Annotated in this window: 26 protein-coding genes and 1 pseudogene; 16 read left to right on the top strand and 11 right to left on the bottom strand. The window is 46.8% G+C overall.

Translation table 11 applies throughout. From position 1 onward, the window contains the following. Positions 1–28: 28 nt before the first annotated feature. A complete protein-coding gene (locus BZK40_RS00935; RefSeq protein WP_079933976.1) occupies positions 29–727 on the bottom strand; it encodes an RluA family pseudouridine synthase in 699 nt (232 codons plus the stop codon). Between the two features lie 129 nt (positions 728–856). On the opposite strand from BZK40_RS00935, the gene BZK40_RS00930 reads away from it, so the two are divergent. From BZK40_RS00930 to BZK40_RS00900, 7 genes are all read left to right on the top strand, one after another. After that, positions 857–1,648 (top strand): PhzF family phenazine biosynthesis protein, encoded by a 792-nt coding sequence (locus tag BZK40_RS00930; RefSeq protein WP_079933975.1) that lies wholly within the window; start codon positions 857–859, stop codon positions 1,646–1,648. Positions 1,649–1,684: 36 nt separating this feature from the next. Further along, positions 1,685–1,993, top strand: coding sequence for a monooxygenase (locus BZK40_RS00925; RefSeq protein WP_057067232.1), 309 nt, complete (start codon positions 1,685–1,687; stop codon positions 1,991–1,993). A gap of 245 nt (positions 1,994–2,238) precedes the next feature. Then, positions 2,239–2,634, top strand: coding sequence for a RidA family protein (locus tag BZK40_RS00920; RefSeq protein WP_079933974.1), 396 nt, complete (start codon positions 2,239–2,241; stop codon positions 2,632–2,634). 27 nt (positions 2,635–2,661) lie between these two features. After that, on the top strand, positions 2,662–3,630 hold the full coding sequence (locus tag BZK40_RS00915; RefSeq protein ID WP_079933973.1) for a threo-3-hydroxy-L-aspartate ammonia-lyase: 969 nt from the start codon (positions 2,662–2,664) through the stop codon (positions 3,628–3,630). 127 nt (positions 3,631–3,757) lie between these two features. Then, the gene (locus BZK40_RS00910) at positions 3,758–4,399 is read left to right on the top strand and encodes a helix-turn-helix transcriptional regulator (RefSeq protein ID WP_048235444.1); all 642 of its coding nucleotides are present in this window, start codon (positions 3,758–3,760) and stop codon (positions 4,397–4,399) included. A gap of 410 nt (positions 4,400–4,809) precedes the next feature. Beyond that, positions 4,810–5,304: a putative pterin-binding protein gene (locus tag BZK40_RS00905; protein ID WP_003832739.1), complete on the top strand. Its 495-nt coding sequence runs from the start codon at positions 4,810–4,812 to the stop codon at positions 5,302–5,304. Positions 5,305–5,321: 17 nt separating this feature from the next. Next, a complete protein-coding gene (locus BZK40_RS00900; protein WP_048235445.1) occupies positions 5,322–7,250 on the top strand; it encodes a putative bifunctional diguanylate cyclase/phosphodiesterase in 1,929 nt (642 codons plus the stop codon). Positions 7,251–7,262: 12 nt separating this feature from the next. Here the strand turns inward: BZK40_RS00900 and BZK40_RS00895 are convergent, their stop codons facing one another. Beyond that, on the bottom strand, positions 7,263–8,222 hold the full coding sequence (locus BZK40_RS00895; protein ID WP_079933972.1) for a YbgA family protein: 960 nt from the start codon (positions 8,220–8,222) through the stop codon (positions 7,263–7,265). Positions 8,223–8,542: 320 nt separating this feature from the next. On the opposite strand from BZK40_RS00895, the gene BZK40_RS00890 reads away from it, so the two are divergent. From BZK40_RS00890 to trpS, 5 genes and pseudogenes are all read left to right on the top strand, one after another. Further along, the gene (locus tag BZK40_RS00890; protein ID WP_008784652.1) at positions 8,543–8,908 is read left to right on the top strand and encodes a VOC family protein; all 366 of its coding nucleotides are present in this window, start codon (positions 8,543–8,545) and stop codon (positions 8,906–8,908) included. Positions 8,909–9,207: 299 nt separating this feature from the next. Next, the gene (locus BZK40_RS00885; protein WP_003832733.1) at positions 9,208–10,317 is read left to right on the top strand and encodes an AI-2E family transporter; all 1,110 of its coding nucleotides are present in this window, start codon (positions 9,208–9,210) and stop codon (positions 10,315–10,317) included. Between the two features lie 191 nt (positions 10,318–10,508). Beyond that, positions 10,509–11,186 (top strand): annotated as a pseudogene (locus BZK40_RS24995) (HAMP domain-containing protein); the annotation flags it as partial. Then, the gene (locus tag BZK40_RS24990; protein ID WP_410731045.1) at positions 11,166–12,221 is read left to right on the top strand and encodes a sensor domain-containing diguanylate cyclase; all 1,056 of its coding nucleotides are present in this window, start codon (positions 11,166–11,168) and stop codon (positions 12,219–12,221) included. The pseudogene BZK40_RS24995 and the gene BZK40_RS24990, both read left to right, overlap by 21 nt. A 215-nt stretch (positions 12,222–12,436) precedes the next feature. Further along, on the top strand, positions 12,437–13,441 hold the full coding sequence (trpS, locus tag BZK40_RS00875; protein WP_032943285.1) for a tryptophan--tRNA ligase: 1,005 nt from the start codon (positions 12,437–12,439) through the stop codon (positions 13,439–13,441). Between the two features lie 109 nt (positions 13,442–13,550). Here trpS and BZK40_RS00870 read toward each other — a convergent pair whose 3' ends face one another. The 4 genes from BZK40_RS00870 to BZK40_RS00855 form a co-directional block, all read right to left on the bottom strand. Then, positions 13,551–14,594, bottom strand: coding sequence for a ParB/Srx family N-terminal domain-containing protein (locus tag BZK40_RS00870; protein WP_079933971.1), 1,044 nt, complete (start codon positions 14,592–14,594; stop codon positions 13,551–13,553). 155 nt (positions 14,595–14,749) lie between these two features. Then, positions 14,750–16,444 (bottom strand): NAD-dependent malic enzyme, encoded by a 1,695-nt coding sequence (locus tag BZK40_RS00865; protein ID WP_079933970.1) that lies wholly within the window; start codon positions 16,442–16,444, stop codon positions 14,750–14,752. A gap of 40 nt (positions 16,445–16,484) precedes the next feature. Next, positions 16,485–17,867, bottom strand: a complete 1,383-nt coding sequence (dcuC, locus tag BZK40_RS00860) for a C4-dicarboxylate transporter DcuC (protein ID WP_071446930.1) — start codon at positions 17,865–17,867, stop codon at positions 16,485–16,487. A 114-nt stretch (positions 17,868–17,981) separates the two neighbouring features. After that, positions 17,982–19,124, bottom strand: coding sequence for a M20 family metallopeptidase (locus BZK40_RS00855; RefSeq protein WP_079933969.1), 1,143 nt, complete (start codon positions 19,122–19,124; stop codon positions 17,982–17,984). Between the two features lie 114 nt (positions 19,125–19,238). Here BZK40_RS00855 and BZK40_RS00850 point away from each other — a divergent pair, with 114 nt between their 5' ends. Beyond that, positions 19,239–20,153 carry a LysR family transcriptional regulator gene (locus BZK40_RS00850; RefSeq protein ID WP_079933968.1) on the top strand — a complete coding sequence of 305 codons (915 nt, stop codon included), beginning with the start codon at positions 19,239–19,241 and terminating at the stop codon, positions 20,151–20,153. A 716-nt stretch (positions 20,154–20,869) separates the two neighbouring features. Here BZK40_RS00850 and BZK40_RS00845 read toward each other — a convergent pair. From BZK40_RS00845 to BZK40_RS00825, 5 genes are all read right to left on the bottom strand, one after another. Further along, entirely contained in the window at positions 20,870–21,964 is a 1,095-nt protein-coding gene (locus BZK40_RS00845; RefSeq protein ID WP_079933967.1) for a hypothetical protein, read from the bottom strand. A 1-nt stretch (position 21,965) separates the two neighbouring features. Next, positions 21,966–23,192, bottom strand: a complete 1,227-nt coding sequence (locus BZK40_RS00840; protein WP_079933966.1) for a ParB N-terminal domain-containing protein — start codon at positions 23,190–23,192, stop codon at positions 21,966–21,968. A gap of 361 nt (positions 23,193–23,553) precedes the next feature. After that, the gene (locus BZK40_RS00835; RefSeq protein WP_079933965.1) at positions 23,554–24,171 is read right to left on the bottom strand and encodes a hypothetical protein; all 618 of its coding nucleotides are present in this window, start codon (positions 24,169–24,171) and stop codon (positions 23,554–23,556) included. 213 nt (positions 24,172–24,384) lie between these two features. Further along, positions 24,385–24,684 (bottom strand): hypothetical protein, encoded by a 300-nt coding sequence (locus tag BZK40_RS00830; RefSeq protein WP_079933964.1) that lies wholly within the window; start codon positions 24,682–24,684, stop codon positions 24,385–24,387. A 122-nt stretch (positions 24,685–24,806) separates the two neighbouring features. Further along, positions 24,807–25,442, bottom strand: a complete 636-nt coding sequence (locus tag BZK40_RS00825) for a GNAT family N-acetyltransferase (RefSeq protein ID WP_234692304.1) — start codon at positions 25,440–25,442, stop codon at positions 24,807–24,809. A 168-nt stretch (positions 25,443–25,610) separates the two neighbouring features. On the opposite strand from BZK40_RS00825, the gene BZK40_RS24925 reads away from it, so the two are divergent. The 3 genes from BZK40_RS24925 (at position 25,611) to BZK40_RS00815 (ending at position 26,869) form a co-directional block, all read left to right on the top strand. Further along, positions 25,611–25,793, top strand: coding sequence for a GNAT family N-acetyltransferase (locus tag BZK40_RS24925; RefSeq protein ID WP_128611921.1), 183 nt, complete (start codon positions 25,611–25,613; stop codon positions 25,791–25,793). A gap of 161 nt (positions 25,794–25,954) precedes the next feature. Continuing rightward, positions 25,955–26,287 (top strand): EmrE family multidrug efflux SMR transporter, encoded by a 333-nt coding sequence (locus BZK40_RS00820; protein ID WP_063941528.1) that lies wholly within the window; start codon positions 25,955–25,957, stop codon positions 26,285–26,287. A 33-nt stretch (positions 26,288–26,320) separates the two neighbouring features. Then, entirely contained in the window at positions 26,321–26,869 is a 549-nt protein-coding gene (locus BZK40_RS00815; RefSeq protein WP_079933963.1) for a GNAT family N-acetyltransferase, read from the top strand. Positions 26,870–26,871 lie beyond the last annotated feature (2 nt).

The following is a 26,871-nucleotide window of genomic DNA, read 5'->3' as shown; positions in this document are numbered from 1 at the left end:
AGCCGCCACCAGGCGGCTTTTTTTCGCCTCAAAACGGGCTGGCGTTTTTGGCGTTCATCCACGCTTCACTAATGGGATGCCTGAAATGCAGTTCACTGGCATGCAGCATCAGCCGTGGCGTTTGTTCAGTCCCCGGCAGCAGACGTCCACCGTACAGATCGCACCCCAAAATAGGATGTCCCAACTGCTGACAATGGATCCGTAGTTGATGGGTGCGCCCGGTTTCAGGGGTCAGTTGTACCCGCGTCAAGGGGAGCAACGTCCCCTCTTCCTGACGATGATAAAAACGCTCGACAACCTGATAGCGCGAGCGCGCGGGTTTGCCGTTGAGAGCACAAATCGACATCAATGGAAACAGCGCCGGGTCTTTGGCAATTGCGGCGTCGATAACCCCTTCGTCGTTTTCCAGATGCCCGCATAACAGCGCACTGTACACCTTAGTGATCGTCCGCTGGCTGAACTGCTGGCAAAGCGCGACGTTGATAGCCTTGTTACGAGCGACCACCATCAGCCCAGAGGTGCCGAAATCAAGCCGATGTACCAGCGTGCAGCCAGGGTAAATCTGTACCAGCCGGTGATGTACCGAATCGAGATTCTGCGGATTTTTGCCCGACAGGCTAAGCAACCCGCTGGGTTTATTGATGAGCACCAGATGCTCGTCCTGATAGAGGGTCTCTATCTCGTCATGGCAAGGCGGGGCAATAAAGGTATCGAAGATCGTAGACATCAGGCGGCCAGAATGAGGTGTGGGAACGGATGATAACGAATTTTCACCACAGTGGCGAATCTGAGCATTGACCCAATGGCTGGCATGGTAGAGTGTGATTTATCCTGAGTGCGATGAGAGGGTTACTCTGTGCAACAAATCGATTTTTACATGGTAGATGCCTTTACCACCACGACATTTGGTGGTAATGCCGCAGCAGTCTGTCCGCTCACGGACTGGTTGCCCGATGAAACATTATTAAAGATGGCGCAGCAGCATAACCAGTCAGAAACCGCTTTTTTTGTCGCCAATGAGAATGGCTTTGAGCTGCGTTGGTTTACCACTCAAGGTGAAATCAATCTGTGTGGGCATGCCACGCTTGCCGCTGCGCATGTCATCTTTAAACATCTGGATTACCCGGATACGAAAATCCATTTTGCTACCCGCTTTGTAGGACCGCTGACGGTCACGCGCAGCTTTGAATGGCTGACGCTTGATTTTCCGGCCTGGCAAAGCGAATCTGCCGTGCCGCCCGCTTTACTGCTGGAAACATTAGGCATCACCGAATACAAAGAGGTGCGTGTGGCACGCGATTACATGGTGGTGCTGGAAAATCAACAGCAGGTTGAGGCTGTGCGCCCAAACATCCACGCCATGATTCCGCTGGGGAAAATGGTATGCATCACCGCGCCAGGTGACGGGGAATACGATTTTGTCAGCCGTTTCTTCTGCCCGGGCGAAGCCGTCGCGGAAGACCCGGTCACAGGCTCGGCACATAGCATGCTGATCCCTTACTGGGCTGGAAAACTGAATAAAACACAGATGCTGGCACGCCAGGTCTCTGAACGCGGCGGGGATTTACGCTGTCAGTTAGCAGGAACGCGTGTATATATCAGTGGGCAGGCGATAACTTATCTGACCGGTAAAGTGCTGTTGCGCTAGCAGCCTTACCCAAAATAACCAATCCATGGAGGATTTATGTCGAACAAACTCGTGCAGATACACTTTGATTTTCATGGTCCGTTTGGGGCTGAGATGTCGAATCAGCTCGTTGAACTGGCCGAATCAATCAACCAGGAGCCGGGGTTCATCTGGAAAATCTGGACCGAGAACGAAGCAAATCACGAAGCGGGAGGCATCTACCTGTTCCAGGACGAAGACACCGCTCAGGCCTATATCAAAAAGCATACCGCCCGCCTGAAGCACCTGGGTGTGGAGGAAGTAACGTTCAAAATCTTCGATATCAATGAACCGCTAAGTAAAATTAACCACGGTCATATCAGCTAAACTTTTGGCTTAGACGCCCCCTCCCGGGGCGTTTCTTCATTTCCCCCTGCTTTCCCCTTTCAACAGCGATATCCCCGTCACCGCTCCAAGACAGTGATTTAGCCTGGGCCACGTTTGCAGTAGTTCACAAAATCAGCGTTAGCGAAAACTATCGCTGGCCGAACGCACTATGAAGGAGTATAAAATAATACAAACAGTATTATTTTATACAAAATGAATCACAAACTGCGACTGGAGATTCTCATATGACCTCGGACATTACACTGAACTCATCTGCTGGAAGCTTCCCGCCAGCAGGTCATTACTCGCACAGTACAACGGCTGGCGGATTCGTCTTCATTTCCGGGCAATTGCCGGTCACTTTCGACGGCGAGAAAAAAGCGGATGCCTCTTTTGAAGATCAAACCCGGCTGGTACTCAAGAATATTGATGCTTGTCTGGCTGGTGCTGGGGCATCACGTCAGCATCTGGTGTCTGTTCGCGTCTATGTGACGGATATGAACCAGTGGCCGACGTTTAACAAAATCTATGGAGAGTGGATCGGTGATTTCCGTCCATCCCGTGCAGTAGCAGGTGTTGCGGAACTTCATTATGGTTTTGCGCTGGAAGTTGAAGCTATTGCGTTGGCCCCGCAAGCGTGACGTTTAACAACATACAGGTGAACAACAATGACTGAAATGACACTGCCTGATTATAACGATGTTGCCGCTGCGGCAGAGCGCATCGCAGATTATGCTAACAAAACGCCGGTGATGACCTCCCGAACGGTTAACGAAGAATTTGGCGCGGAAGTCTTCTTTAAGTGCGAAAACTTCCAGAGAATGGGCGCCTTCAAATTTCGCGGCGCTATGAATGCGCTACGCCAGTTCACGCCACAACAACGCGCTGCGGGCGTCGTGACATTTTCTTCCGGCAACCATGCACAGGCCATTGCCTTGTCGGCAAAGTTGTTAGGCATTCCAGCAACAATTATCATGCCGCATGATGCCCCGGCGGCCAAAGTTGCGGCGACGAAAGGCTATGGCGGAAAAGTGGTAACTTACGATCGCTATACTGAGGATCGTGAAAAAATTGGTCGGGACCTGGCAGAGAAACAGGGGTTAACGCTAATCCCCCCTTACGACCATCCGCACGTGATAGCAGGCCAGGGCACCGCCACAAAAGAGCTAATTGAAGAAGTGGGTCAGTTAGACGCTCTTTTCGTGTGTCTGGGCGGTGGCGGCCTGCTCTCAGGATCCGCCCTGGCGGCCAGACATCTGTCTCCTGACTGCATCATCTATGGTGTCGAACCTGAGGCGGGTAACGATGGTCAACAGTCGTTCCGAAGTGGAAAAATAGTTCATATCAATACGCCCAAAACCATTGCTGACGGTGCTCAGACTCAACATCTCGGGAACTATACGTTTCAGATTATCAAGCAAAACGTGAACGATATTCTGACTGTTTCAGACGCTGAGTTAATCGCCTCAATGAAATTTATCGCTGAACGCATGAAAATCGTCGTAGAGCCGACCGGGTGTCTGGGTTTTGCTGCCGCCAGAGCGCGTAAAGCTGAGCTTCGCGGCAAGAAAATCGGCATTATCATCAGCGGCGGAAACGTGGATATCAGTCGCTACAGTGAATTTCTGGCCGGATGATAAACAGGGTATCTGCCATGCAGATACCCTACTTTTACTGTCTGTACACTCCCGTCTGGAAAAACGTTCCCAGGTCACTGTAAACTGCTCGCAATCATGGCAACAGACATCACCGCAGGAGACTGGCATGCCAAAAACCGACAATAACTCGCTTCTCAGCCAAATTGATACTATCGCCAGGGGATTGAGTGAGACCTTCTCTCCGTTTTGCGAAGTGGTGGTTCATGACCTCAAAAATCCTGATCATGCCATTTTGTCCATCCATAATAATCTGTCCGGACGTCAACCCGGCCAGCCAGCAACCGAGCTTGGCCTAGCGAGAATCGCATCACCTGACTTTCCCAGCATCATTGCGAACTACAGTAATCAGTTTGCCGATGGCCGCCCGGTGAAAAGTACATCGATTGGCATCAAGGACGAAGACGGCAAATACGTAGCGGCACTTTGCCTGAATGTCGATATGACGCTGTTCCGTGGTATGCAGAGTGCTCTTGCGCGTTTTACTGAAACTGAAAATTCCCCCATTAAGGAACATATCGATCCCGGCAGTAATGAAGTCATCCGCCAGCGTATTGATGACTTTGCCGCTAAACGCGCGACGACGGCCCGAGCCCTTAAACCTCAAGACCGTAAGCTGCTGATTCAACAATTACGCCAGGACGGTTTGCTGAACGTACGCAAATCTATGGATACGGTTGCACAGCATCTGGGCGTATCGAGGGCCACCGCCTATCTGTATGCCCGCCAGTCAGCTCAGGCGGGTGAATAAACGGGTTCAGATAGACCACACTTGCCACGTAGAGAATTTCTGTCCTTGATTACCGACACGAAGCGCTCCCGCTCCACTAAAGGCGGCTTCGTGCCCGATATAGTTACCCACCAGTAAACAACCAAATCCAGCTGCAGTGAAAAAAATTAACCTTTATTTTCGTGCGCATTTATTGGCACTGAGTAAATAGATGATTTATTTTTGTACATACATAGTGAAATTTAGCTTTACTCAAATAACACACTAGCATTTTAATGCACCACAGCAGAACAGGTAACAACTAACTAACTGATTTAAAAGAGTTAAAAAACCATTGAAGTTATTACACCAATAATACCCATGCAATATATATAAATAGCGTGATATCTAAATTATAATTCTTTAACATCCGGCTGATTGGTGAGGTAAGAATGCGATTAATGGTCATGTTGGTAAGCTTTGTACTCTCCACCCAGCTATGGGCAGGTGAACTTTCCAGGCCCACCGGTAAAGTGCTTTTAACGCTGTCGGGTAATATTGAAAATACAAATGCAGACGGGAAAGCCGTTTTTGATACCGCCAGCCTTGAGAAGCTGGGCATGGTCAGTTTCCAGACCACCTCCCCCTGGTATAATGGGCGCACTACCTTTACGGGTATTCCGCTACAAAAACTCATGGATTATGTCGGGGCGAACGGCTCTGTTGTTAAGGTCACTGCGCTCAATGACTACACCACCGTTATCCCTCTTAGTGATTTCAAAAAATACAATGCTATCCTTGCGTTAAAAATCAACGGAAAATATATGCGCATCCGTGACAAAGGCCCGTTATTCATTGTGTACCCCTATGACAGCATGCCAGAACTGAATAATCAGATTTATTATTCAAGGTCTGCATGGCAGGTCAGTAGTATGGATATTGAGTAAGCGTTCAGAGGAACATCATGAACAGAATACTGGCTGGCATCATCTTTTTTCTTTTTATATCTACCGGGTATATCTCTTTCCTCGTGCATGAACGGCAACAAGAGTTACAGAAACTGACTCACTACACCGATTCCTGGTCTGCTGCTCAGCTGGTATCACAATATTACCGATTTGAATCGTTGCTTGGTCTTTACACTATCGATGATACGATGAATCTCGATGATGTACGCATGCGCCTCGACATTATGCTTAGCCAGAGTGATTTGATAAAAGAAGGTGACCTGGGGCGCTACATCGAAAGCAATATAGCCCACCGTGAACTGGCGGTAAAACTTGAAAATACCCTTAGTTTTCTGGATGTTAATCTAGAAAAAATGAACCGTTCAGCACTCCAGGCTTATCTGAAAAAAATGCATACTCTGGATGCGCCACTGGGTCGTCTTTCATCTGGTGCGTTAAACAAAGATGTTAACTCGATCAATAACGCCAACCAAAAAATCCAGACGCTGTACTATATTTATTCTGCAACCTCTGTGCTGCTGATAATACTGAGTGCGATTCTGGGCGTGCTCATTTTCTATCAAAACAGAAATATTCTGCGGGCGCACCTGCAGGTCAAGAGTCTTGCCGAAGAACTGCAGAAATCTAAAGAAAAACTGCAAATTCAGAATGCTAAACTGGAATATGACGTCTACCATGACTCTCTTACCGAGATGAATAACCGTCAGCTATTCTGGAGCGATTTAAATAAAACAATTGAGAGAGCAGAAAAAAATCACGATTCTGTGACTGTGATGTTGTTTGATTTAGATCGATTCAAAGAAGTAAATGATACGTATGGTCATGATGCCGGTGATATGTTGCTACGCCAGATATCTGACCGACTGGTTTCGATGAGTCTTACTTCGGATACGCTGTATCGCCTGGGTGGAGATGAATTTGCGTTTCTCTCAAGTGGCCTGACAGAAAGCCACGCCGTTTCGCGCGCCCAGAAAATATGTGAATTTATCAGCCAGCCCTACACTATTTATAACACGATTATCAACATAACCACCTGTGTTGGCATTGTTATCTCAGACACTGAACGTCGTTCCGACTATCTTTATAAATTTGCCGATCTGGCCCTTTATGAAGCCAAAGGTGAAGGCTCTGGTAAGATAAAAGTCTTCCGACAACGAATGTTAGAAAAGCTACAAGAAAGCAGAACACTTGAGCATGATATGGCATTGGCAATAGTGAACAAAGAATTCGTGGTTTATTATCAGCCCATTGTTGACTCCTTCAGCCAGGAAATTTATAGCTATGAAGCCCTAATTCGTTGGCTCCATCCTCTAAAGGGCCTCCTGTCGCCGGATAACTTTATTCCTGTTGCTGAAAAAACCGGAATGATTAATGAGATGGGGAAAGCTGTGCTTGAAATTGCCTGCCGGGAAGCGGCTTGTTGGGCGGTTCCGGCTAAAATTTCAGTGAATGTCTCTCCTGTCCAGCTAAGCAGCAAAGCCTTTGTCGGTATCGTACTGTCTATTCTGAAAGAAACTGGACTCCCAGCCGATCGTCTTGAACTGGAAGTAACAGAATCCTCTCTCTTCACTGAGAGTACGACGCCGATGAATACACTTAATAAACTCAGAGCCATGGGTGTAAAAATCTCCATCGATGATTTTGGCACCGGATATTCTTCCCTTTCGCGCCTGAGCAGGCTTGCCTTCGATAAAATTAAAATAGACAAGTCGTTTGTCCATTCAATATCCACACAGGAAGATGCGCTTAATATCATCAAACTGATCACCGGCATGGCGAAATCCCTCAATATGAAGGCTGTTGCTGAAGGTGTTGAAACGCAGGAACAACTAAAAAGCCTTCAGGCGCTGGGCTGCGATTTCGCCCAAGGATATCTGTTTGGTAAACCTCAGCCTTGTATCGATGAGAAAATCAGAAACGGTTGAATCGCTCTCAGACTATTTGATCATCAACCGTAGCGCTAAATCATTCGGATAAGGATCAAAATAGTTCTGGGTAAGCAGATAGCTGTCTGGGTATTCAGCCAGATAGTGCTTGAGTAGCGTCAGAGGCGCCAATATTGGCAGCAGCCCACCGCTATAGTTGAGGATAACGTCACGTAACTCTCCGCGCTGGCGGGAGTTCAACCGTTCGCGGAAGTAGCCCTGGATATGCATCAGTACGTTGGTGTGATTTTTTCGTGAGGCGGGCTTTTTGAGGATCGTCATGAGCTTTTCACGATAGACAACGAAAAAAGCGTCCAAATCATCCCACTGGTGAAGCGAGGCAACGAATGGGCCGATTTCCCGGTAACCGGCCTGGTGATGTGCCAGAAGCTGTAGCTTATAGCGACTGTGAAAGTTGAGTAAGCCATGGCGAGTAAGACCATTGGCCCGCAGCCTATTAAGCTCATGCAATGCGAACACGCGTTCGACAAAGTTCTCCCTCAGCACTGGATCGTGCAAGCGGCCATCTTCTTCGACTGGCAACCACGGGTAGGTTTCCATTAACGCGCCAGTAAACAGACCAGTCCCTTCTTTTCGCCCACGATTTCCCTTCTCGTCATACAGTCTCACTCTTTCCATACCGCAACTCGGTGATTTAGCACAGACGATAAAACCCGAGAAGCCACCAAGTCCCTGAAGATATGAGTTGGTGAAATCGGACATTTTATCGGTTACATCCTCACCAGGCGCATGGCTAAAACAGATGCGGACATTCCCTTGGGCGGATTGAACCAGACGCAACGCGGGACGTGGTACAGGCAAACCGATGGACATCTCTGGGCAGACAGGTTTGAAAGTCACCCACTGAGCCAGGTCGTCCATCACAAACCCCATCCGTTTATGCCCACCGTCAAATCGCACGGCTGAACCAGTTAAACATCCACTAATCCCGATGACAGGCTGAGTGTTCATAGCGACCCTCTCGTTAATTGACGACCCTTTTCGGGAAAAAATGACGGTTTCACTATTAAATCATAGCGTAAGTTATCTGCTGTGAGTTGAACTGATAGATGCAAGTGTAAGTATCCCCCATAATCGTGCCATTCCTAATGAATATTTAGGCGGGATACAAACCAGGCAATCAAAGAATCCAATTAAAACAGCAAAGGCAGGTACTGTAGATATATAGATCTCTAAATTGATGTTCATCACATTGACAGGTTCTTACGTGAATTCGACTTCAATCTCTTTATATACTCTTTATTTATTCATATCTTCATGAGGAATAAAGAATGTTCGATCATGTAAAAATCGGTGTAAGTGATTACGAAAAAAGTAAAATTTTCTTTCTCAACGCGCTTCAGCCGCTTGGCGTAGAACTCATCGATGAAGGCACACCAAGCTACGGTGTTGAAATGGGCTCCGAGAATGTTTCACTTTGTCTGTTCCACACGAATGACAAGCCGGCTCCTCTGCATCTGGCGTTTGTCGCAAAAACCCGGCAGCAAGTTGATGAATTTTACAATGCTGCATTGCGCACGGGAGCCCAGGATAACGGAGCACCTGGTTTACGTTCCTATAGCGAAAACTACTATGCCGCATTTGTCATTGCACCTGATGGCCATAATATTGAGGCTGTCTGCCATGCGCCGGACTGATTAAGGTGCAGTTTGGATATCGAAAAATTATTCGACGTTGATATTGAATCTGTCTGAAGAGCTGTAATAACGCTGCTTATTTGAAGTCAAGACATAAGAGTATCGTTGAAAAGAAGGAATTCGTATATGTCTAAGATTAAGTTTGAACTGAGGCGAGGATAGCTCTCCCGCCAGTGAAGCAAGGACAATAAGAATGTAGCCTTAGTGCAACATCTTTATTCTAAATATCTGCAGCTAAAGTTGGTAAATCCCCTGAACGGTTCTATAGTCGGGACTGCTTCTCATTACAGGGTTTACTAATGCGATTTAACGGACTGACTAAAGGTTTCTTCATTTTCATACTTGCCCTCGTGACCTGGGCGTTCTTCGATGTATTGTCCCCCTACTTTTCCGCCATTTTGTGGGCCGCGATATTAACGACTATCTTTAACCCGGTAAAAAACAGACTGCGTAGCGCGCTTGGCGAACGCAACGGGCTGGCATCGTTGATTACCATCGTCATTATCTGTCTGATTGTCTTTATCCCGCTGATGGTAATCCTGTCATCGCTGGCCATTGAACTGAACGTGGTGTACACCAAACTGCAACAGAATGACACGCAGTTCCCGGAAGTCGTCACTTCTATTCTTTCGTACCTTCCTGATTGGGCCAGAGGATTTCTGGCAGAACACAATCTGGATGATGTCGCGCAGATCCAGAAAAAACTGTCCGATGTCGTGCTGCAAGGCGGGCAGTACCTTGCTGGCAGTGCATTTCTGATTGGGAAAGGGACATTCGGCTTTGCTATCAGTTTTGGCATCATGCTGTATCTGCTGTTCTTCTTACTGAAGGATGGACCGTATCTGGTGCGCCAGATTCTGGACTCATTACCCCTTTCTGATTTTGCCAAACAGCACCTGTTTGCCAAATTCGTCGGCGTGACGCGGGCAACCGTTAAGGGCACGGCGGTCGTCGCTTTGGTTCAGGGTATTCTTGGCGGCATCGCGTTTGCAATTGTGGATATCGACGGCAGCGTTCTGTGGGGTGCGTTGATGGCGTTTCTCTCCCTCGTGCCTGCCGTGGGCTCAGCGATCGTCTGGGTACCAGCAGCAATATTCCTGTTCGCCACCCACCAGCTATGGCAAGGGCTGTTTATCGTTGGCTTCTTCGTGATTATCGTTGGGCTGGTGGACAATATCCTGCGCCCGCTGCTGGTAGGTAAAGACACCAAAATGCCGGACTATCTGATTTTGATTACCACTCTCGGCGGCATGGAGATCTACGGCATTAACGGCTTTGTGATTGGCCCCCTGATTGCTGCACTATTCATAACCTGCTGGAACCTGTTTTCCGGGCGTGACCATGAAGGTAACGTGGAAGGAATCGACGAAGCCTTTATGGAAGAAGGAAAAAATCCTCCAGATTTATGATTGCAGGACGATAACAGAAGGCGGTTTCTGGACCGCCTTTTTTATTTTCACGCAAAATCATGCGTTTCCTATAATTGCAATCATGCGTATTCATTAATCGTCGCAGAAGGAACTAATCAGTGCGAATTGCCACAATCACCAACTGGGCCTATAGCGCGACGGTATGCCTGACCATCGCTTCAGGCGTTGTCATGCTGATGGCATCCAGCGCCGATAACACAGAACGCCAGGTGGTAGAACAGCGTTATCAGTTCGATCAACTTACCGAAGAAGTCGAACTCGATGCCTGGTCGCTGTCCGACCTGGCGCGCGACTATGTTATTGCAAAAGATCCTGAGGTGCTTAACGCCTACCGTCAGAAAGAAGCGACGCTGAAAGCTGTTGAGCATCGGCTGTCAAAGCTCAAAGACCTTGGGGCAACGGATGAAGAGCTAGCGCTATTGCACGAAGGGCTACAGATTGTTGATGCCCTGCAGGACGAGCAAGCTGCGGCGCTTGCCAGCGTCGCGCGCGCAGAAGAGTCGCAGGCTATTGCCCTGCTCTATGGGAAAAGCTATGAACAGGAACTGGAACGCGCCCAGGACCGGATAGATCATTTCCGCCAACTGCTCGATAACCGCGTACGCAATACAATTGAAGATGCAACCCAGTCATCCCGCATGCTGCGGACGGCCTCTGAAGTGATGGTCGGTCTGACGGCGCTGCTGTTTTTATTCGTTCTCGGTTTCATTTTAAAGCGTCGCGTCCTGCGCCCCGTCGTGCGTTTGAGCGATGTCGTAAACCGTCTCGCATCGCAGGATTATGCCGTTGAGACGCCCAGCTTTAACCAGATAGATGAAATAGGCGACATGGCGCAGGCGATCCGGATATTTCGCGAGAACGGTCTGGCGCGTCAGAGACTTGAGAAAGAACGAGATGCCGACTGGGCAATCCGCGATCTGCTGGCGCGTATGACGCAGCGTCTGCAAGGCTGCGAGAGTTTTGCCGATGTCATCAATGTGGCAGAGCTGTTTGCACCGAATATTGCTCCAGGTATTGCCGGGCGGCTTTACATACTGGACCAGGAACCCTGGCAAATGCGCTGCGTTGCACAATGGCTTTCTCCGCAGGGTAAAGCGGATGCGTTCCACCCGGACGAATGCTGGGCTGTGCGCCGCGGCCAGAGTCATCCTCCGGTACAAGGTGAACCCGATATCGCCTGCTACCATCTGCCAGAGTCATGCCAGCACCACACCCTGTGTGTTCCGCTGATTGCCCAGGGCGAAGCCATCGGTCTGCTCTCATTCCAGAACCTTAGCGATGATTCCGCCCCCTCCCGTGCATATCTGGAGCTGATGGCAGAAGCACTCGGCCTCGCATTAGCCAACCAGCGTCTGCGTGACGCCCTGCTGGAGAAAGCGCTCTACGACCCGCTAACCGGACTGCGCAACCGTCATCATCTTGAAGATACACTGCGTACCCAGATGAGCCAGGCAGTGCGTAACAAAGAACCAATCAGTTGCCTGATGATCGATATCGATCATTTTAAAAGTATTAATGACCGCTTTGGCCATGAGGCTGGCGATAGCGTGATTAAAAGTATCGCTGCGACTATTCAGCGCGTTGTCCACGACAGCGGCATGGCCTTCCGCTACGGCGGTGAAGAGTTTCTGGTACTGCTGGCCAATACGGATGAACAGGCCGCTAACCGCTTTGCTACAGAAATCTACAACGGCGTACGCGAACTGTCGCTGCGCTTTGGCGTTTCCGATATTGGACACGTGGATGTCTCTATAGGCGTCGCCAGTTACCCGCAGCACGCCCAGAGCGACAACCTGTTACGCGCCGCAGATGTCGCACTGTACCGCGCGAAAGAGTTAGGTCGTTCGCGCATTGTGAGCTTTGGCATGCTGGAAGCGAGCTGATATGCGCCAGCACTTCGGGCATTGCTTTACCTCTACGCCAGGTGGTATGTTAATTAGATGAACACAAAACATGATATCAACGGTTTTAATCTCAACCTGTGGTGGCTGCCTTCTTAAAGGCGGTCAGAATGTGTTTTCCTCATTTTAAATAACCGCCGAAAGGCGGTTATTTGCATTTAGAGACCCCTTTCGGTTTTATGACTAAGGAGTCTTACATGAACAATAAAACCATCATCCTCACTGGCGATCGTCCCACCGGCCCGCTGCATCTTGGCCATTATGTGGGGTCATTGCGCCAGCGCGCCACGCTGCAACACGATTATCAGCAGTTTATATTGGTGGCTGACCTACAAGGGTTAACCGATAACGGCAGCACACCGCAAAAGATCCGCAACAATATTCCCGAAGTACTTGCCGACTATCTTGCCGCAGGAATAGACCCGTCACTTACTACCATCTGTCTGCAATCTGCACTGCCTGCTCTCGCAGAGTTAACCGCGCTTTATATGAACATCGTCACCGTGGCTCGCGTGGAGCGTAATCCTACGGTCAAAAACGAAATTGCGCAGAAAGGGTTCGCTCGCTCATTACCGGTTGGTTTTCTGGTTTATCCCATCAGTCAGGCGGCAGATATTACGGCCTTCAAAGCCGAAGTCGTTCCCGTCGGCGACGATCAGTTGCCAATGATTGAACAGACTAATGAGATAGTACATAAGATGAATAGCCTGTTACCGGCCCCCGTCTTATCGCACTGCAAAGCGCTGCTGAGTGAAACCAGCCGCCTTCCAGGGATCGACGGAAATGCCAAAATGTCAAAATCGCTTGGTAACACATTGCTCCTGTCAGCCAGCGAAGAAACCATTCACCGCGCGGTCAGCGCAATGTACACCGACCCTAATCATCTGAAAGTGTCCGACCCAGGGCAAATAGACGGAAATATGGTATTCACTTACCTCGATGCTTTTCATCCGGATAAAGCAAAAGTGGCGGAAATGAAAGCGCATTACCAACGGGGTGGACTGGGTGACCGGACATGCAAAAACGAGCTGGAAGTGTGCTTGCAAGAACTCATCGCGCCAATGCGCGAGCGGCGTGCAACCTACATTCAGGATAAAGGCATGCTGATGGCGATGCTCAAAAAAGGAAGCGAGCAGGCGCACGAGATTACGCAGCAGACATTAAGAGAAGTGAAGCAAGGACTGGGTTTGCCGGTGTTCTGATATCGAGTTGCAACAGGAGCGATAAGTAACGATGACTCCCGTCTGAATGCCACCGCCGGGAGTTATCAGAAGCTGGCTCGCGTTTTATCGAAAAAATTTAGGGTAAAAATCAATCTCCTTTAACCCGCTGAAAAATCTTGTCCCGATACGCATCAAGATGATGTTTTTGCAGATAACGTTCCACCTCCGTAGCCCATTGGGTTCCCTCACCGAGAGTAGCGCGGCTATGCGTTGACGCGTAAAGATATCGTCTGTCATAGAGACTAATCAGCGTCTGATTTACCGCATTGAAACTGTAATTGGGGTTGTTAGCCAGCTGCTTTTCCAGCGACTGAACGATACGCGCCTGATGGGCAGCATCGGCAGGATATTCCGTTTCATTAAGCTCGCTCAACACCAGAAATAAAGGGGGGATCTGCTCTTCGATCGCCGCCTGTAATCGATAATGCCCATCAAGGATCACATAAGATCCTAATCCGGCGATATACCAGACCAGTATCGGCGGCAACGTCCCCTCTCGGCATTTTTTACGCCACCATTTTACTCTCCCCGTATTGGGTTGAATGGCATAACGCCCCCGCAGCAAATAACCGCCCCACCACCAGTCAACCAATCTGACGTTTTCCGGCTGCGTCAGATCAGGGAAATCTTCACCGTACAGCGTCCACTGGCAGTTAATATTTTCAGTGCTTTCTGGCGCTGAGAAACGCCAGTTTTCTAACGCAACGGGTTGGGGACTGGAATAGCGCGATGAACATTGAATCGGTAACATCGGTCTTATCAACCAACGCTGCGGTGAGAGTAATGGTGTTGGCGCATTCATTAACTGACGAACAAAATACCGGCACCATTCGCCGATCCGCACCTGCTCGCCTTTGGCTTTTATCCGTTCAATATATTCAGAAGTTACCGCAGGTAACATCTCCTGGCTCCGTGGATGATCTGCATTAAAAACCAGCCAAACGCCGGAATGATCTTCAAGCATTGAAGCCCAGAATAACGGCTCTCCGGCGAGCTGCAATGCCATACGCCCAAAATGGCCACTGAGCATTTCCATCGCTGGCTCAGTTCTTTGATTTTCTTTGACGGTCAGTTCCAACCCTTGCCACTGGTTATTACGATCAACCAGGTCTTTCCACCAATAATCTGTCATTGCCGCCTTCCCTGAGTAACGGGTTAATATCCCATGACCTTCGCCATCGGTCAGCAAGGGTGTCTTGCGTTGAGAATAAGATGCATTGTGCCAAAATCCAACCTCCCTATCGATGAGTGGCGTCAATCCCCCTCCAGAGAGGGGGTTGATTAGCGTCAGTATGAGGTCCGTCTGTATTGACGATACTGCGGATGCCAAAAAATCTCGTCAATTTTGCCGAGTAATGATTCCTCCGGTATACGAATGGCTACGCCATCGCGTTGCGCTGCAATACCAACACTAAAGGCAATAGCCTTTGTTACTTCCTGAATATTATTTATATCCGGTAATAATGGAGAATCTTTATTGCTTTTCATTGGCGAAAAAGAGGCTAACGTTCGGCTTGCCGTTATTAGCATATTTTCTGTAATTCGTGTGGCGCAGCTTGCCAGACACCCTAGTCCAATACCAGGGAAGATGTAAACATTATTACATTGTGCAACGGGATACTCCTTTCCTTTGTATATTACGGGATTAAATGGACTTCCCGTTGCAACAATGGCGTTTCCCTCTGTCCATTCAATAATATCTTCCGGCCTCGCCTCGACCCGTGAAGTTGGGTTGGATAACGGCATGATTATTGGGAGCTTACAGTACTTGTACATTTCCCTAATAATAGCTTCGCTAAATAAGCCTGGTTGGCCGGTAACACCTATCAACACCGTAGGATGCGCGTGACAAACAACATCCATCAGCGTCATTTTTTCGCTTTCCACACCCCAGCTTTCGACGATCGTTCGAGGCTGTGACAGTTGTCGCTGAAAAGGTGGAAGGTTTGCCTGGTCATCAGTCAACAATCCGAACCGATCCACCATAAAAATTCTGGCGCGAGCTTCCACTTCAGACAAGCCTTCAGCGACCATCTGCTGAACAATATGCTCAGCAATACCGCAACCAGCCGATCCGGCCCCCAGTAATACGACTGTTTGCTCGCATAATGAACGACCGGAGACTGAGCTCGCCGCCATTAAACATCCTAGCGCGACGGCAGCAGTTCCCTGGATGTCGTCATTAAAACAGCACATCTCATCTCTGTATCGCTCCAGAAGAGGAAGTGCCGTTTGCTGAGCAAAATCCTCGAATTGCAGTAGGACCTCAGGCCATCGACGTTTAACCGCGTTTATGAACATATCCACAAACTCAAAATAATCTTCCCCGGTAATTCTTGGGTGACGCCATCCCATATAAAGAGGATCATTTAGCAGTTGAGAATTATTGGTTCCAACATCCAGCAGAATGGGTAATGTATTTGCCGGATTTATACCACCGCAGACGGTATACAAAGACAGTTTGCCGATTGGAATCCCCATGCCGCCAATACCTTGATCCCCAAGTCCCAGGATCCGTTCACCATCGGTGACGACGATGACACGAATATGCTGTTTCGTGGCATTATGCAATATATCATCAATTTTATGGCGATCCGGCCATGCGATAAACAAGCCTCTGGCCCTACGGTAAATATCAGAAAAATGTTCACATGCATGGCCAACAACAGGTGTATAAATAATAGGTAGCATTTCTGCTAAATGTTTATTTACCAGATAATAGAATAGCGTTTCGTTAGTGTCCTGAATGTTCCTAAGGTAGATATGCTGTGCAATAGCAGACTTAAAATCGCTAAACTGGCGATATGCTCGATGGGATTGCTCCTCAATTGTTTCAACTGCATTGGGTAGCAATCCTTCCAAATTGAATATCACTCGTTCCTCTTTGCTAAAAGCACTTCCTTTATTAAGAAGAGGAGATTCGAGTAGGACAGAACCTGAGTAAGGAATATAGAGTAAATTATCTACATTTTCATTTAACATAGTGTTCATCCAGATAAAAATCTTCCGTATTCAGTTACTATTACATACTGGAAATTAGCGTATTAGCGATTAGCATAGTTATGATTCCACCAAGTGCCGGAATGACCGTTCTGCGCACGATCATAAATGGGGAACACTCACCCGATTTACTGACGGCAATAATAATACCGGCTACGGGCGACATTGCGCGCCCCATCCCAGCCATCAGTTGCATTGGCAGAAGCATATGTACGGCGTTCATACCAAACTTTGTTGCAATAGACTGCGCCATACCGGCAAATGAAAAGAAGGCTGCAACCCCCGATCCTGTCAGTACGGCCGTTACCCCGACCAAACATGCCATTACAATCGTCATGCTGGTGAAACCAAAGCCAGCGTTATGTGTCGCATCGAGTAAATAATCCACTGCACCAATTTTTTGTAATCCCTGTGCGAAAATTTCGGCGCATACCAGTAATGAAACGATACTGGTAAACATACTCCCCATACCTTTAAAGAAGACTTGTACTCCCTTGCAGCACTCTTTAAAGTTTCGTTTTACACATAGCTCAAAAATAAAGGCGACAATAGTTCCGATAACCATTGCAGTCACGACATCGACTTTAATGGTATCAACAACCAACGGACTGAACACCAATACCAGAACGACAGGAAAAATGGGCAATAACCCGTAGAACTTAGGTGCTGGCGCGTCATCTTTTTCAGCAATCTCGGGAGGCACAGCACGTTGTGACGCAACAACATGTCCATCTTTTTTGTCAAAATATTTCGCCGTAAAATAGATTAATATAGAAACGACAACCATCACCGCCGCAGCTACCGGCATCTGATAATGAGCAAAATACAGTGCTGTTTCCATGCCAGCATATTCAGCAGCTAAGTTCGCGGTGCCAACGGCCGGCCCAAGATCCATAAAGGCACACATGCCAATCATGGCCGCGGCAGCGGCCTTACTTACCCCAAGTCGAACCAAGACCGGGAAAAATGTCACCAGTAATAACATTGCAAGGCCCGCAGCACTGGAGATGGCAACATGGAGCAATTGCGCAAAAATGTAGCCGATGGCAAGGATCAGGTAAGGTGCTTTTAAAGCCTCCAGCGGCCGAATGCAGACATCAACCATGGCCTTTGAAGCTTTAATATGATCCATATAGCTGGCGAAACCACCGGCCGCCATAATAATCAAACCGATCCCTGCTACCTGCGTTGATAATGAACCTTTTACAAAAGCAAATATATCAATCCAGACAGACCCTGTGGATTTTGCATTTCCATATAAGATACTTTTTTCAGGGTAGAAAATGGCTGTAATTGTTAACAAGGAAAGCCCCGCTAACAGCAAAATAGTTTGCGGCTGGTAATTCTTGATAATTAACCAAGCCGCAACGACAGTAATAACTATCGCAATAATAAAAGCACTCATGGATATGTCCTGTTATTTATTCGTCAAGATATTAATAATCCATATAGCCACAGTGGTTACATGAGGATAACAAACAATAATGTCGTTGAGTGTGCATGATGTATTTAGCTAAAATTATGCTCCATCATCAGAATTAATATCGTTAAGCATCATTCCAGCAACCAGTGCGGTTCTGGTAACGATATTTTCGGGTAATATATGCTCATGGAGCGCATGGATACCGGCTCCTGTCGCACCAAGGCCATCTAATGTAGGAATACCTAACGCCGCGGTGAAGTTTCCATCACTACCACCTCCAGCCGATTTCGCGGTAATCGTAATGCCCAGTATTTCCGCAATCTTTTGCGCTTTTTCAAATAGCTGTTCGGAAGCTGAAGAACGTTCCATCGGTGGGCGAGTTTGCCCTCCTTCAATCCTGAGTTGGCTACCCTGCAAATGAGGTGTCAAACGGGTGATAGCATCATGGATCCGTGCAGCTTCTGACTGATTTTCCACTCTGGTATCAATTTCTAATTCGGCATAATCCGCGACGACATTGACCCGACTGCCACCCCGTACAATACCAACGTTAACGGTGATACCGCGCTCAGGATCATTCAACTCTCGCAATTTGAGGATCTGAAAAGCCATTTCCTCAATAGCACTAACCCCCTCACCAGGATTATTGCCTGCATGCGCAGCAAGACCTGTGATAGCAATGCGGTAGCGGCCAGTGCCTTTACGGGCAATTTTTAAATCACCATGAGTTGTCGCCGGTTCAACAACCAAAACTTGCTCAGATCCTGTAGCATTACGGATAATCCATTCCTTCGAACTTGGACTTCCGAGTTCTTCATCACTATTGCACAGGAAAACAATGCGCTTACCGCCGAGCTGCCCGCTCTCTTTTAACGCACGAACTGCCCAGATAGATTGAATCATCCCGGCTTTCATATCGAGGATCCCCGGGCCATACCATTTCCCCTCTTCTTCGCGAAGTGAGAGTACCCCTTTATCCCAGACCGTATCAAAATGCCCCAAAATTGTGGTTTGCGGGCCCTCTTTTCCCAGAACAAATTTTAACTGGTTACCGTAATGTGTCTGTTTTTCAGTTTCAGCCTGTATACCCAGACGCTTTTCGAAAATAGCTTTTAAAACGTCACCACAGTGGTCAACAGCAGCTTTATCCGTTGAAGGAGACTCAGCCAGTACCAAATCGCTGATATCTTCCATGATAAGGTCAGTATGTTTCTGTAAGTAATTAACAACGCTCTTCATTGCCACACTCTCCGCATAGGTATTTAGCATTAGTATGTGATGAATCCCGGTTGAAAAAGAATCAGGCTCCTATGCTATTATTGTTGCTTTCAGGTCAACAATAATGGCAAAAACATGACATTGAGCACCTATCCAGAAAAAGCGATCCGTTATTTATATATGGTCGGATTGTACGGTGGGATCCGCAGAGCCGCCGACATCCTTGGCTTTAACCCTTCGGTTGTCAGTCGCCAAATCTCTCTTCTGGAAAGAACAATACAGCTGCCATTATTGGAGAAAAGAGGACGTAACGTTGTCCTCACCGAGGCGGGAAGATTACTGGCTGATGACTACGCCATTACTCAACAAAAACGCAATGAACTTGAGCGGCAACTCAGCGATATGCGCCATATGCGTGGAGGGACAGTTACGCTGCGCGTTGGGCAAGGGATGGTCCATGAAATCATTACCCACGTCGTGAGCGATTTTGCCCAAATCTACCCGAATGTGTTTGTCGATATCACCTCTGGCAACATGGAAACATCGATGGAACTCATTGCAAGAGGTGAAGTGGATATGGCCGTAGGATTTGGTCCAGTTGGGCAACCGGCACTTAAACGGTATAGCTATAACCGGGGAGCCATTTGTGCCATTGTCAGGAAGGATCATGTTATTTCTGATTTAAAGAAAGTAACGCTTCAGGAACTTTCCCGGCATCGCCTGATTGCTATGCATGACAATTTTGGGCTTCAGCGATATCTCACTGCGATGTTTCGCGATGAAGCGATTATGTTCAGGCCATCCTACTGCTGTAATTTGTTTACCAGCGCAATAGCCCTGTGCCGTGCGGGACTGGGGATTGCTTTTATGACAGAACAAACCGCTAATGCAAATTCTTATCCTGGGGAATTGACGGCAATACCGATTGATCATCATATTGCCAGAGAGTGTCAGTGGCATGTATTGCGTAGCTCCGATCATCGTTTTACACCGGCTGCTCATTACTTATGGAAGTTACTGTGTAATTATTTAAGTGACTCCAGCGCGTAGAAATGTAAAAACATCACGCAGTTTAACAATCAGGTGTGACTCGCCCGACGCACAGCCTGAGTAAATAGCATTCTGCAAAATTAACAAAATACAATCATTTCAAAACTCAAAAAAAAAACATATAAATCATTACGATAAACAATTACTGGGACAGTTAATAGCGGGTTATAGCAGCTATTAATGTGTCCCTTTTTATGTCCCTGCTCCAAAAGATGCCCCCAAAATCACGCTTCAAGTGGGGTAAAACCACTCCAAAACCACACAGGTTATTCAAGTCTCTCATCATCCGTACTTATGGCCTTCAACTATTCAAATTTCACGTGAAAAACAGTACCTCCTCATACGACTGCTCAGTGCCAAGAACGGACATTGCAAACATCACGCTGTTTTAATCAATGGGACGCAGGTCAATGCTAAGAAACCTGCTGGTATGTTTATTTCGCTCAAGATATTACGTGGATAACAAATAGATGCATTTGGTTAATATAAGCGGAGGTTTTTTCTTATTGCTCAGCCTACATTTGATAAAAAGTGGAAGTCATTGATCGCAAAAATAAGAGTCAGTTTAATATAGAGTTTACAGCCGTCCTTTAGGACGGCTTTTTAAGGCTTGTAATATATTCATCTGGAGGATGAGTATAGAGTCATGTATCTAGGATGAAGATGAGAGATAAATTGTAAGCTTAGGTTACGCATGAAAATTTTAATTATGCATATTACCTGACCGATTCTAAGCTTGACCTATCTATTAAGAACTCAACACCGAGAGCTTCATAAACGTCATCAACGGCATCACACATAGCTATCACAATTTCATTCCACTGTTCGGCGGATTTATTTTCTGCTTTCATTGCCGGTCGAAAATGAACATGAGAATTCCTCAGCTTATATATATTGCTTGCGCACTTGCTTGCCGAGTACTCGGTTAACTCGGACACGTTGAATTTAAATGCAGATAGAATTTTCGAACGTGTATTTTCAGTTGAGTGTGCCAGTATACTAGCTAATGCATCCTGCTCTTTGGGTCTCCATGACAATTCATCTTCCAGTAAATATGCGAGATCTGCCAAAGCACCTTTGTATGGGAGTTTAGTGACCAAATTTTTCAACTTTAGCGCGGTATATAACTGTTCTAAGCATCGATAAAGATCCAAAAATAACGATGACCAATTATAAGATAATAGACCCTGTAGAGGTAGACCAAACGGTATGGTTTCTGCTCCAGCCTCAAATAGAGATAGTAGTCGCGACTTTAAATTATCATTAACCTCCAAAGGGTGGCTAACGTATCCTGCTGCAATATAGGCACCAGCTACACGCTCTAAATTATTTAAATAAGTAGTGCTTATATTATCGTTAGCCTTCACAAAGTATAGTTTTGGAAAGAGTGGAGCGATCTCGTTAAGTTCATGCCCGACGTAACCTTCCTGCCCACGGTATTGCTGTTCTAAAATGTCTCTAGCCTTAGCCGCTGTAGCTAATGCTGGGAGATTGACGGTGAATACAACGCATGAAAATATGCCAGGCGTGGGCTCAATCTCAGTGAGATTGACGGGAAGTTGTTCAGGGATATCTAAGCCGCTAAAACAGAAGTAGTTATCAGAACCATTCTTAATAGAGACAGCGAACGTCTTCGCCCCCAAAATAAGAACGTTAACCTCAGCATTAATCATAAGGTTTAAATCCTCGTCATCTTTACGAGCAAGCCATCTTTTTTTATTATCGGCTATGTACGTAGAGTCCTGAGCAGATGCAGAATCATGTATTTTTTGAAAAATGTCCGTCGACATTTCTATTTTATTTCTAGACATATTATGCCCGCCAGCACGGCTCCATGTTGGGTATATTAAAGTTTTCTTCTACTAATACACGGAACGCAGCCTCAAAGAATGAACGCTCCCACCTACCAACTGCTGAACTCGGTCTCCGGGACAATTTTTCAGCTAAAACATCTAGCGATAAAAATTCTTCTAAATTTTCTCTATTTAAGGCGGCAATCCTTTTAACTAGAGCATCACAAGATTCCTCTAGTGAGGCACATCTCTCTTCACTGACTTCTTCTTCCTTGTCCATGCCAACTCTGCCAAGGATGCTGACTGCACAAGCAACGATAAAACCAACTCGCGCAGCTTGCGTATCAAAAATATTTCGGCCTCTTACTAATTTCCTGGCTTTTATTCCTACCTCTAGACTATCGGAACCCTCAGAAGGGTCTGCAATATCGATATTTGGCACTTCATTATATTTCGATAGCGCAATATCGAAATTAACTAACATTTGCACGACACGATAAAAATAATGGTCATATTTTTTATTGGTGAGCGCCTCTGCGATATCTAGCCTTGAAAACTCATCGGCTAGACTCTCTTGAGTGTCGACCTCAGTTCGACGCAATCCAAAAGCTATGTAAGACTCAATCAACGAGTCTGTTTTAAACTCCCCTCCTTGCCATCGTCTATCCGATGCAGAAAGAAGCCTACGAAAGTTGACTTTTTGGCTAATAGTTTTCACAAGTGGAGCATAAACAACCTCTAGTTGTTGTTTCAGGTTCCACGGTACCTGCCCAGTATTTAAAACAAGCATTCGATATATTAAACTCTCAGTGCCTTTCGCAATCCAAGCTTCTACCCTAATCACATGATCGGCTACGCTTCCATCTAAAGCTAATGCTTCTTTAAGAGCTGTGGTGCGTTGCATTCCATCAATAATCGACAATTCTTCATAATATTTTTTAAGGAGTTGCTTTACTTGCTCCGACTCTGAGATACCTTCAATTGTCTGCCAATCGTCATTGTCAGCGACTATACCAATGACCAGGGGAGGGATTACAGCACCTCGCCTCAAGTCCTCGACGAGCCTAGTGCGAATGCGTTTCGCTGTTGTGGTTTTAAGAGCTTCGCGTTGATGTCGTATACCACCTCTATTAACGTAAGCTTTTTCTGCAAGCCCAAGATAGTCTTTAACATTAAATTCAACTAAAGCTGACCAACAATCAACCCTGGTATCCTGAATCTTACTTATAAAACGCTGATCTGACATTGCAAACTCCGAGTCTATTGTGGCGATGTATAGCTACAAGATTAGTTTTTTCTATTTTTAACTTAAGCAGTTATCGATTGCTACAAGAAAATCTTGTTAATGGTTGTGACACACTGAATTTAGCCTGACGTCGTCCCCGTTGATAAACACACGGTAATGTTAGTACTACGCCCTCACCGGTGATAACAATCATGAACTTCCGCTCCTCGCTCTTAGCAGACCACACGGATCTTCAAGCGGTCCGCTGCGTGCCAAGAGCGGTCGTTTCAATACATTAACCATTGGGAGCAGCAGGTCACCTTTATTTCTGCATGCCATTCTAGGGTCCTACGCCACTTCATGGTCTGTGATGGAATGGTCCTTACCCTAGCGTTCCCTTGATGGCGATGCCTTGAGGTATCTGAAGATCATCAAATTTGGCCGATGTAATGTTACGATCTCCAGTAGTGCATCGGAACAGTTCTAAGAAGAATCGATATGAGGTCAGGTTGCACTCGTCGTTTAATATTCGACTACTTGCCCCAGAAATCTTCGTTGCGGAAGCGCAGCGCATCTCTGACTTTGTATAGTTGAAAACGAACGAAGCCGGGGTGATATTCAGCATTTTGTCGCACTGTCTCAGCAGTTCTTTGTGACCACCTGCTGTCATTGCAGTACCTTCATCAATTCTCTTTGACTGAATCAGAACCCCCTTTGAATAGGTGAGCTGAGGTGTTTCGATTGAGACGTGAAACAGCATGTCTGCACCAGCTCTCTTCTCTTGTGCAGCGACACCCTTACGGTGTCTGAGAATGGATGAAGACCAACTGATACCACCAATTTTTTCGTCAAAAGCAGCGTCCAACCGGCCGATCAGAGCCCCAGTGATATCGTCTTCATCAGTGACCAACCCGTTCGAATACTTCTGCATCGCAGCGCTGACTGCGCGATCTGCTGCGTGCGCTGCTTCCTTGAAAGCTTGCTCAAGGCGATTTTTCATTATTTATTCCCACTCCAGCTAAGTCCTGAACCAAATAAACTGAAATCATTGTAATGGCGGCTCAGTCTAGTTTCATTTTTTGGGCAAGCCAATAGTGACCTGCTCCCTGTTGATTCACACAAAATGCTGTTAGCAATGTCAGCTCCTCGCTCACAGCAGACTATAAGAGTTGATTGTGTGTTGCACTGTGAGATCAAATCAAAACCAATACATTCAGGCATCTTTCCACAGCTTCACCCATTCAACAGGCAACTGTTCCTTATCAAATCCCTCAAACCAGTAAACTGTACCTTTTGGCCCAACAATCGGCACTTCTCCCCAACCCTGATGAAACAATGCGCGACTCCAGTCCGGCTTGAGACGATCACGCCGTTTAAGGCGCTCACCATTACAAGCAGTTGCTCGTATTGAGGGAAATTTAATAAAGAAACTTAACGGCATTTCCTCTTTTTGCACACGTTGCAATTGCCTTGATATCCAGTCTTGGTTACGTTTGCGAAGTTTTTGTTTCATTGGCTACTATTCTGATTCAACTCACTTATCAATCAATGATCTCACTGTAATCCGACGTCATGCTTTGTACAAAAATGTCCGCTTTTCGCTCACAGCAGACCTTCTGTCCGCAAGACCTCGAGTTATTTCTCTTTCCTGTAACTGGAAAGGCGGTGCTCAAGGTTGGTCCGAACCTGCGGCCACTCATCATCAATTATGCTGTACCGTATGGAAGTACGTTTTCGACCATCAGGCATAATTCGTTCATTTCTGATGATGCTTTCCTGGATCGCACCAATACGGAGAATGGCAGCCTGCGAGCGCTCATTCAATACATCGGTCGTAAACTGAACGCGAACACACTTCAGTTGCTCAAAGGCGTACCGCAGCAATAACAGTTTACTCTCGGTATTTGCAGCTGTTTTTTGCCAGCTTTGTGAATACCAGGTGTGACCAATTTCGAGCTTTCGGTTTTCTCTATCAATCTTCCAGAAACGTGTTGATCCAATGACACGTTGATCGGACGAAAGCGTTACAGCAAACGGCATGACTGTGCCTTCGATCTGCCCCTTGAGGGCTTTCTGAATGTAAGAATCTGCGGTGTCAGCAGACGGAACCACCGTAAATGGCAGGGACCAGAGTTCCCCATCCGCTGCCGCATCAATCAATAGCTGAGCATCTGTCTCAAGCAGAGGACGGAGCGTGACAAGAGATCCTTGCAATGTAGGCGTCATATTTGTGACCTCACAATTATTTTGTGTCGATTGATTGAGCTGCATAATCCTGTACTGAATGAATTACTATGCCCCGTTTGCATTGAATAATCGACTCATCAAGAGGCGATTATCTACTCACTGCTCATGTTGGTAACTTGTCCACTCCGTGCCAGTAATGGACTTCCCTCTTTTGTTAAACAACGATGTTGAAACGAAACCGTTTCATGATAAATCTATAAATGTAATGAGGCGATTAAAAGAGGGCTGAAACAGTTAACCTTGACCTCAACACCAAACGCGCAAACTTTCTACGAAAAGCATGGTTTTATGTTTATCAAGGAAACGACATCCCCATCAAGACTTGCCCAAACAGATCTGCGTTGTATGGATATGTCCATCGCATTATCAGCCTGAGTTTTCTTTTGCTCTTGGCAGGAGAACTCACCAACGGAAATCTAATCGCTATGAGTTCAGTACGGCAGCTTCAAGGTCTTGCGCGGATAACTCCTGTGTTCAAACTCACCCACCCCTTTGTGATACGATATTTGCTTTAAATTGTCATATGGGGTCAGATTTTGAATTCATACATTTTCCTTGCCGGGGCCATCGTAGCTGAAGTCATAGGTACAACCCTGATGAAGTTCTCTGACGGATTCACACGCCTATGGCCATCTGTAGCAACTATTGTGTGCTACTGCACAGCCTTTTATCTTCTCTCCCAAACTCTGTCGACCATTCCAACGGGTATTGCGTACGCAATTTGGTCAGGTGCTGGAATCGTATTAATCAGTCTTTTGGGCTGGTTGGTAAGTGGGCAAAAGCTAGATTTTCCGGCGATCGCAGGTATGCTTCTTATTTGTGCTGGGGTTCTGGTTATTAATATTTTTTCAAAATCCTCCCCACATTGATCCTCTTATCTTGATCGAGTAGGAAAAGTGCATATGAAAATACCAATACTCCATACGGAACGCTTGCTGTTAAAACCATTAGAAGCCGAAGATGCCGCGCAGATTCAGGTGCTTTATCCCCGCTGGGAGATAGTTCGCTATATGGTCTCCTCAGTACCCTGGCCCTATCCTGATAACGGTGCGGAGAATTACGTCAATAACGTTGCCCTGCCTGATATGGAAAAAGGGATTGCGTGGATCTGGACTATCAGACTCCGTGAGGCCCCTGACGCTCTCATAGGTTTAATTTGCCTTTATGACGTTGAGGATAATAACCGTGGATTTTGGTTAGCTCCGGAATATCAGGGGCAAGGTTTTATGCGTGAAGCCAGTAATGTCGCTACGGATTACTGGTTTAATACGTTAAATAAGACGGTACTGCGTGCGCCGAAAGCCTCTCTTAATGTCCGTTCCAAACGTATTTCAGACAGTAGCGGCATGCGGCTTATCAAAACGGAAAAGAAAGAGTATGTCAGCGGTTTGCTGGATTCTGAACTTTGGGAAATCACGCGCGACGAATGGAACGATCGTCAGGTTGGTTAAAA

The organism is Citrobacter portucalensis, assembly GCF_002042885.1.
GTDB lineage: Bacteria > Pseudomonadota > Gammaproteobacteria > Enterobacterales > Enterobacteriaceae > Citrobacter > Citrobacter portucalensis.
This window is presented reverse-complemented; position numbering and strand designations above follow the sequence as displayed.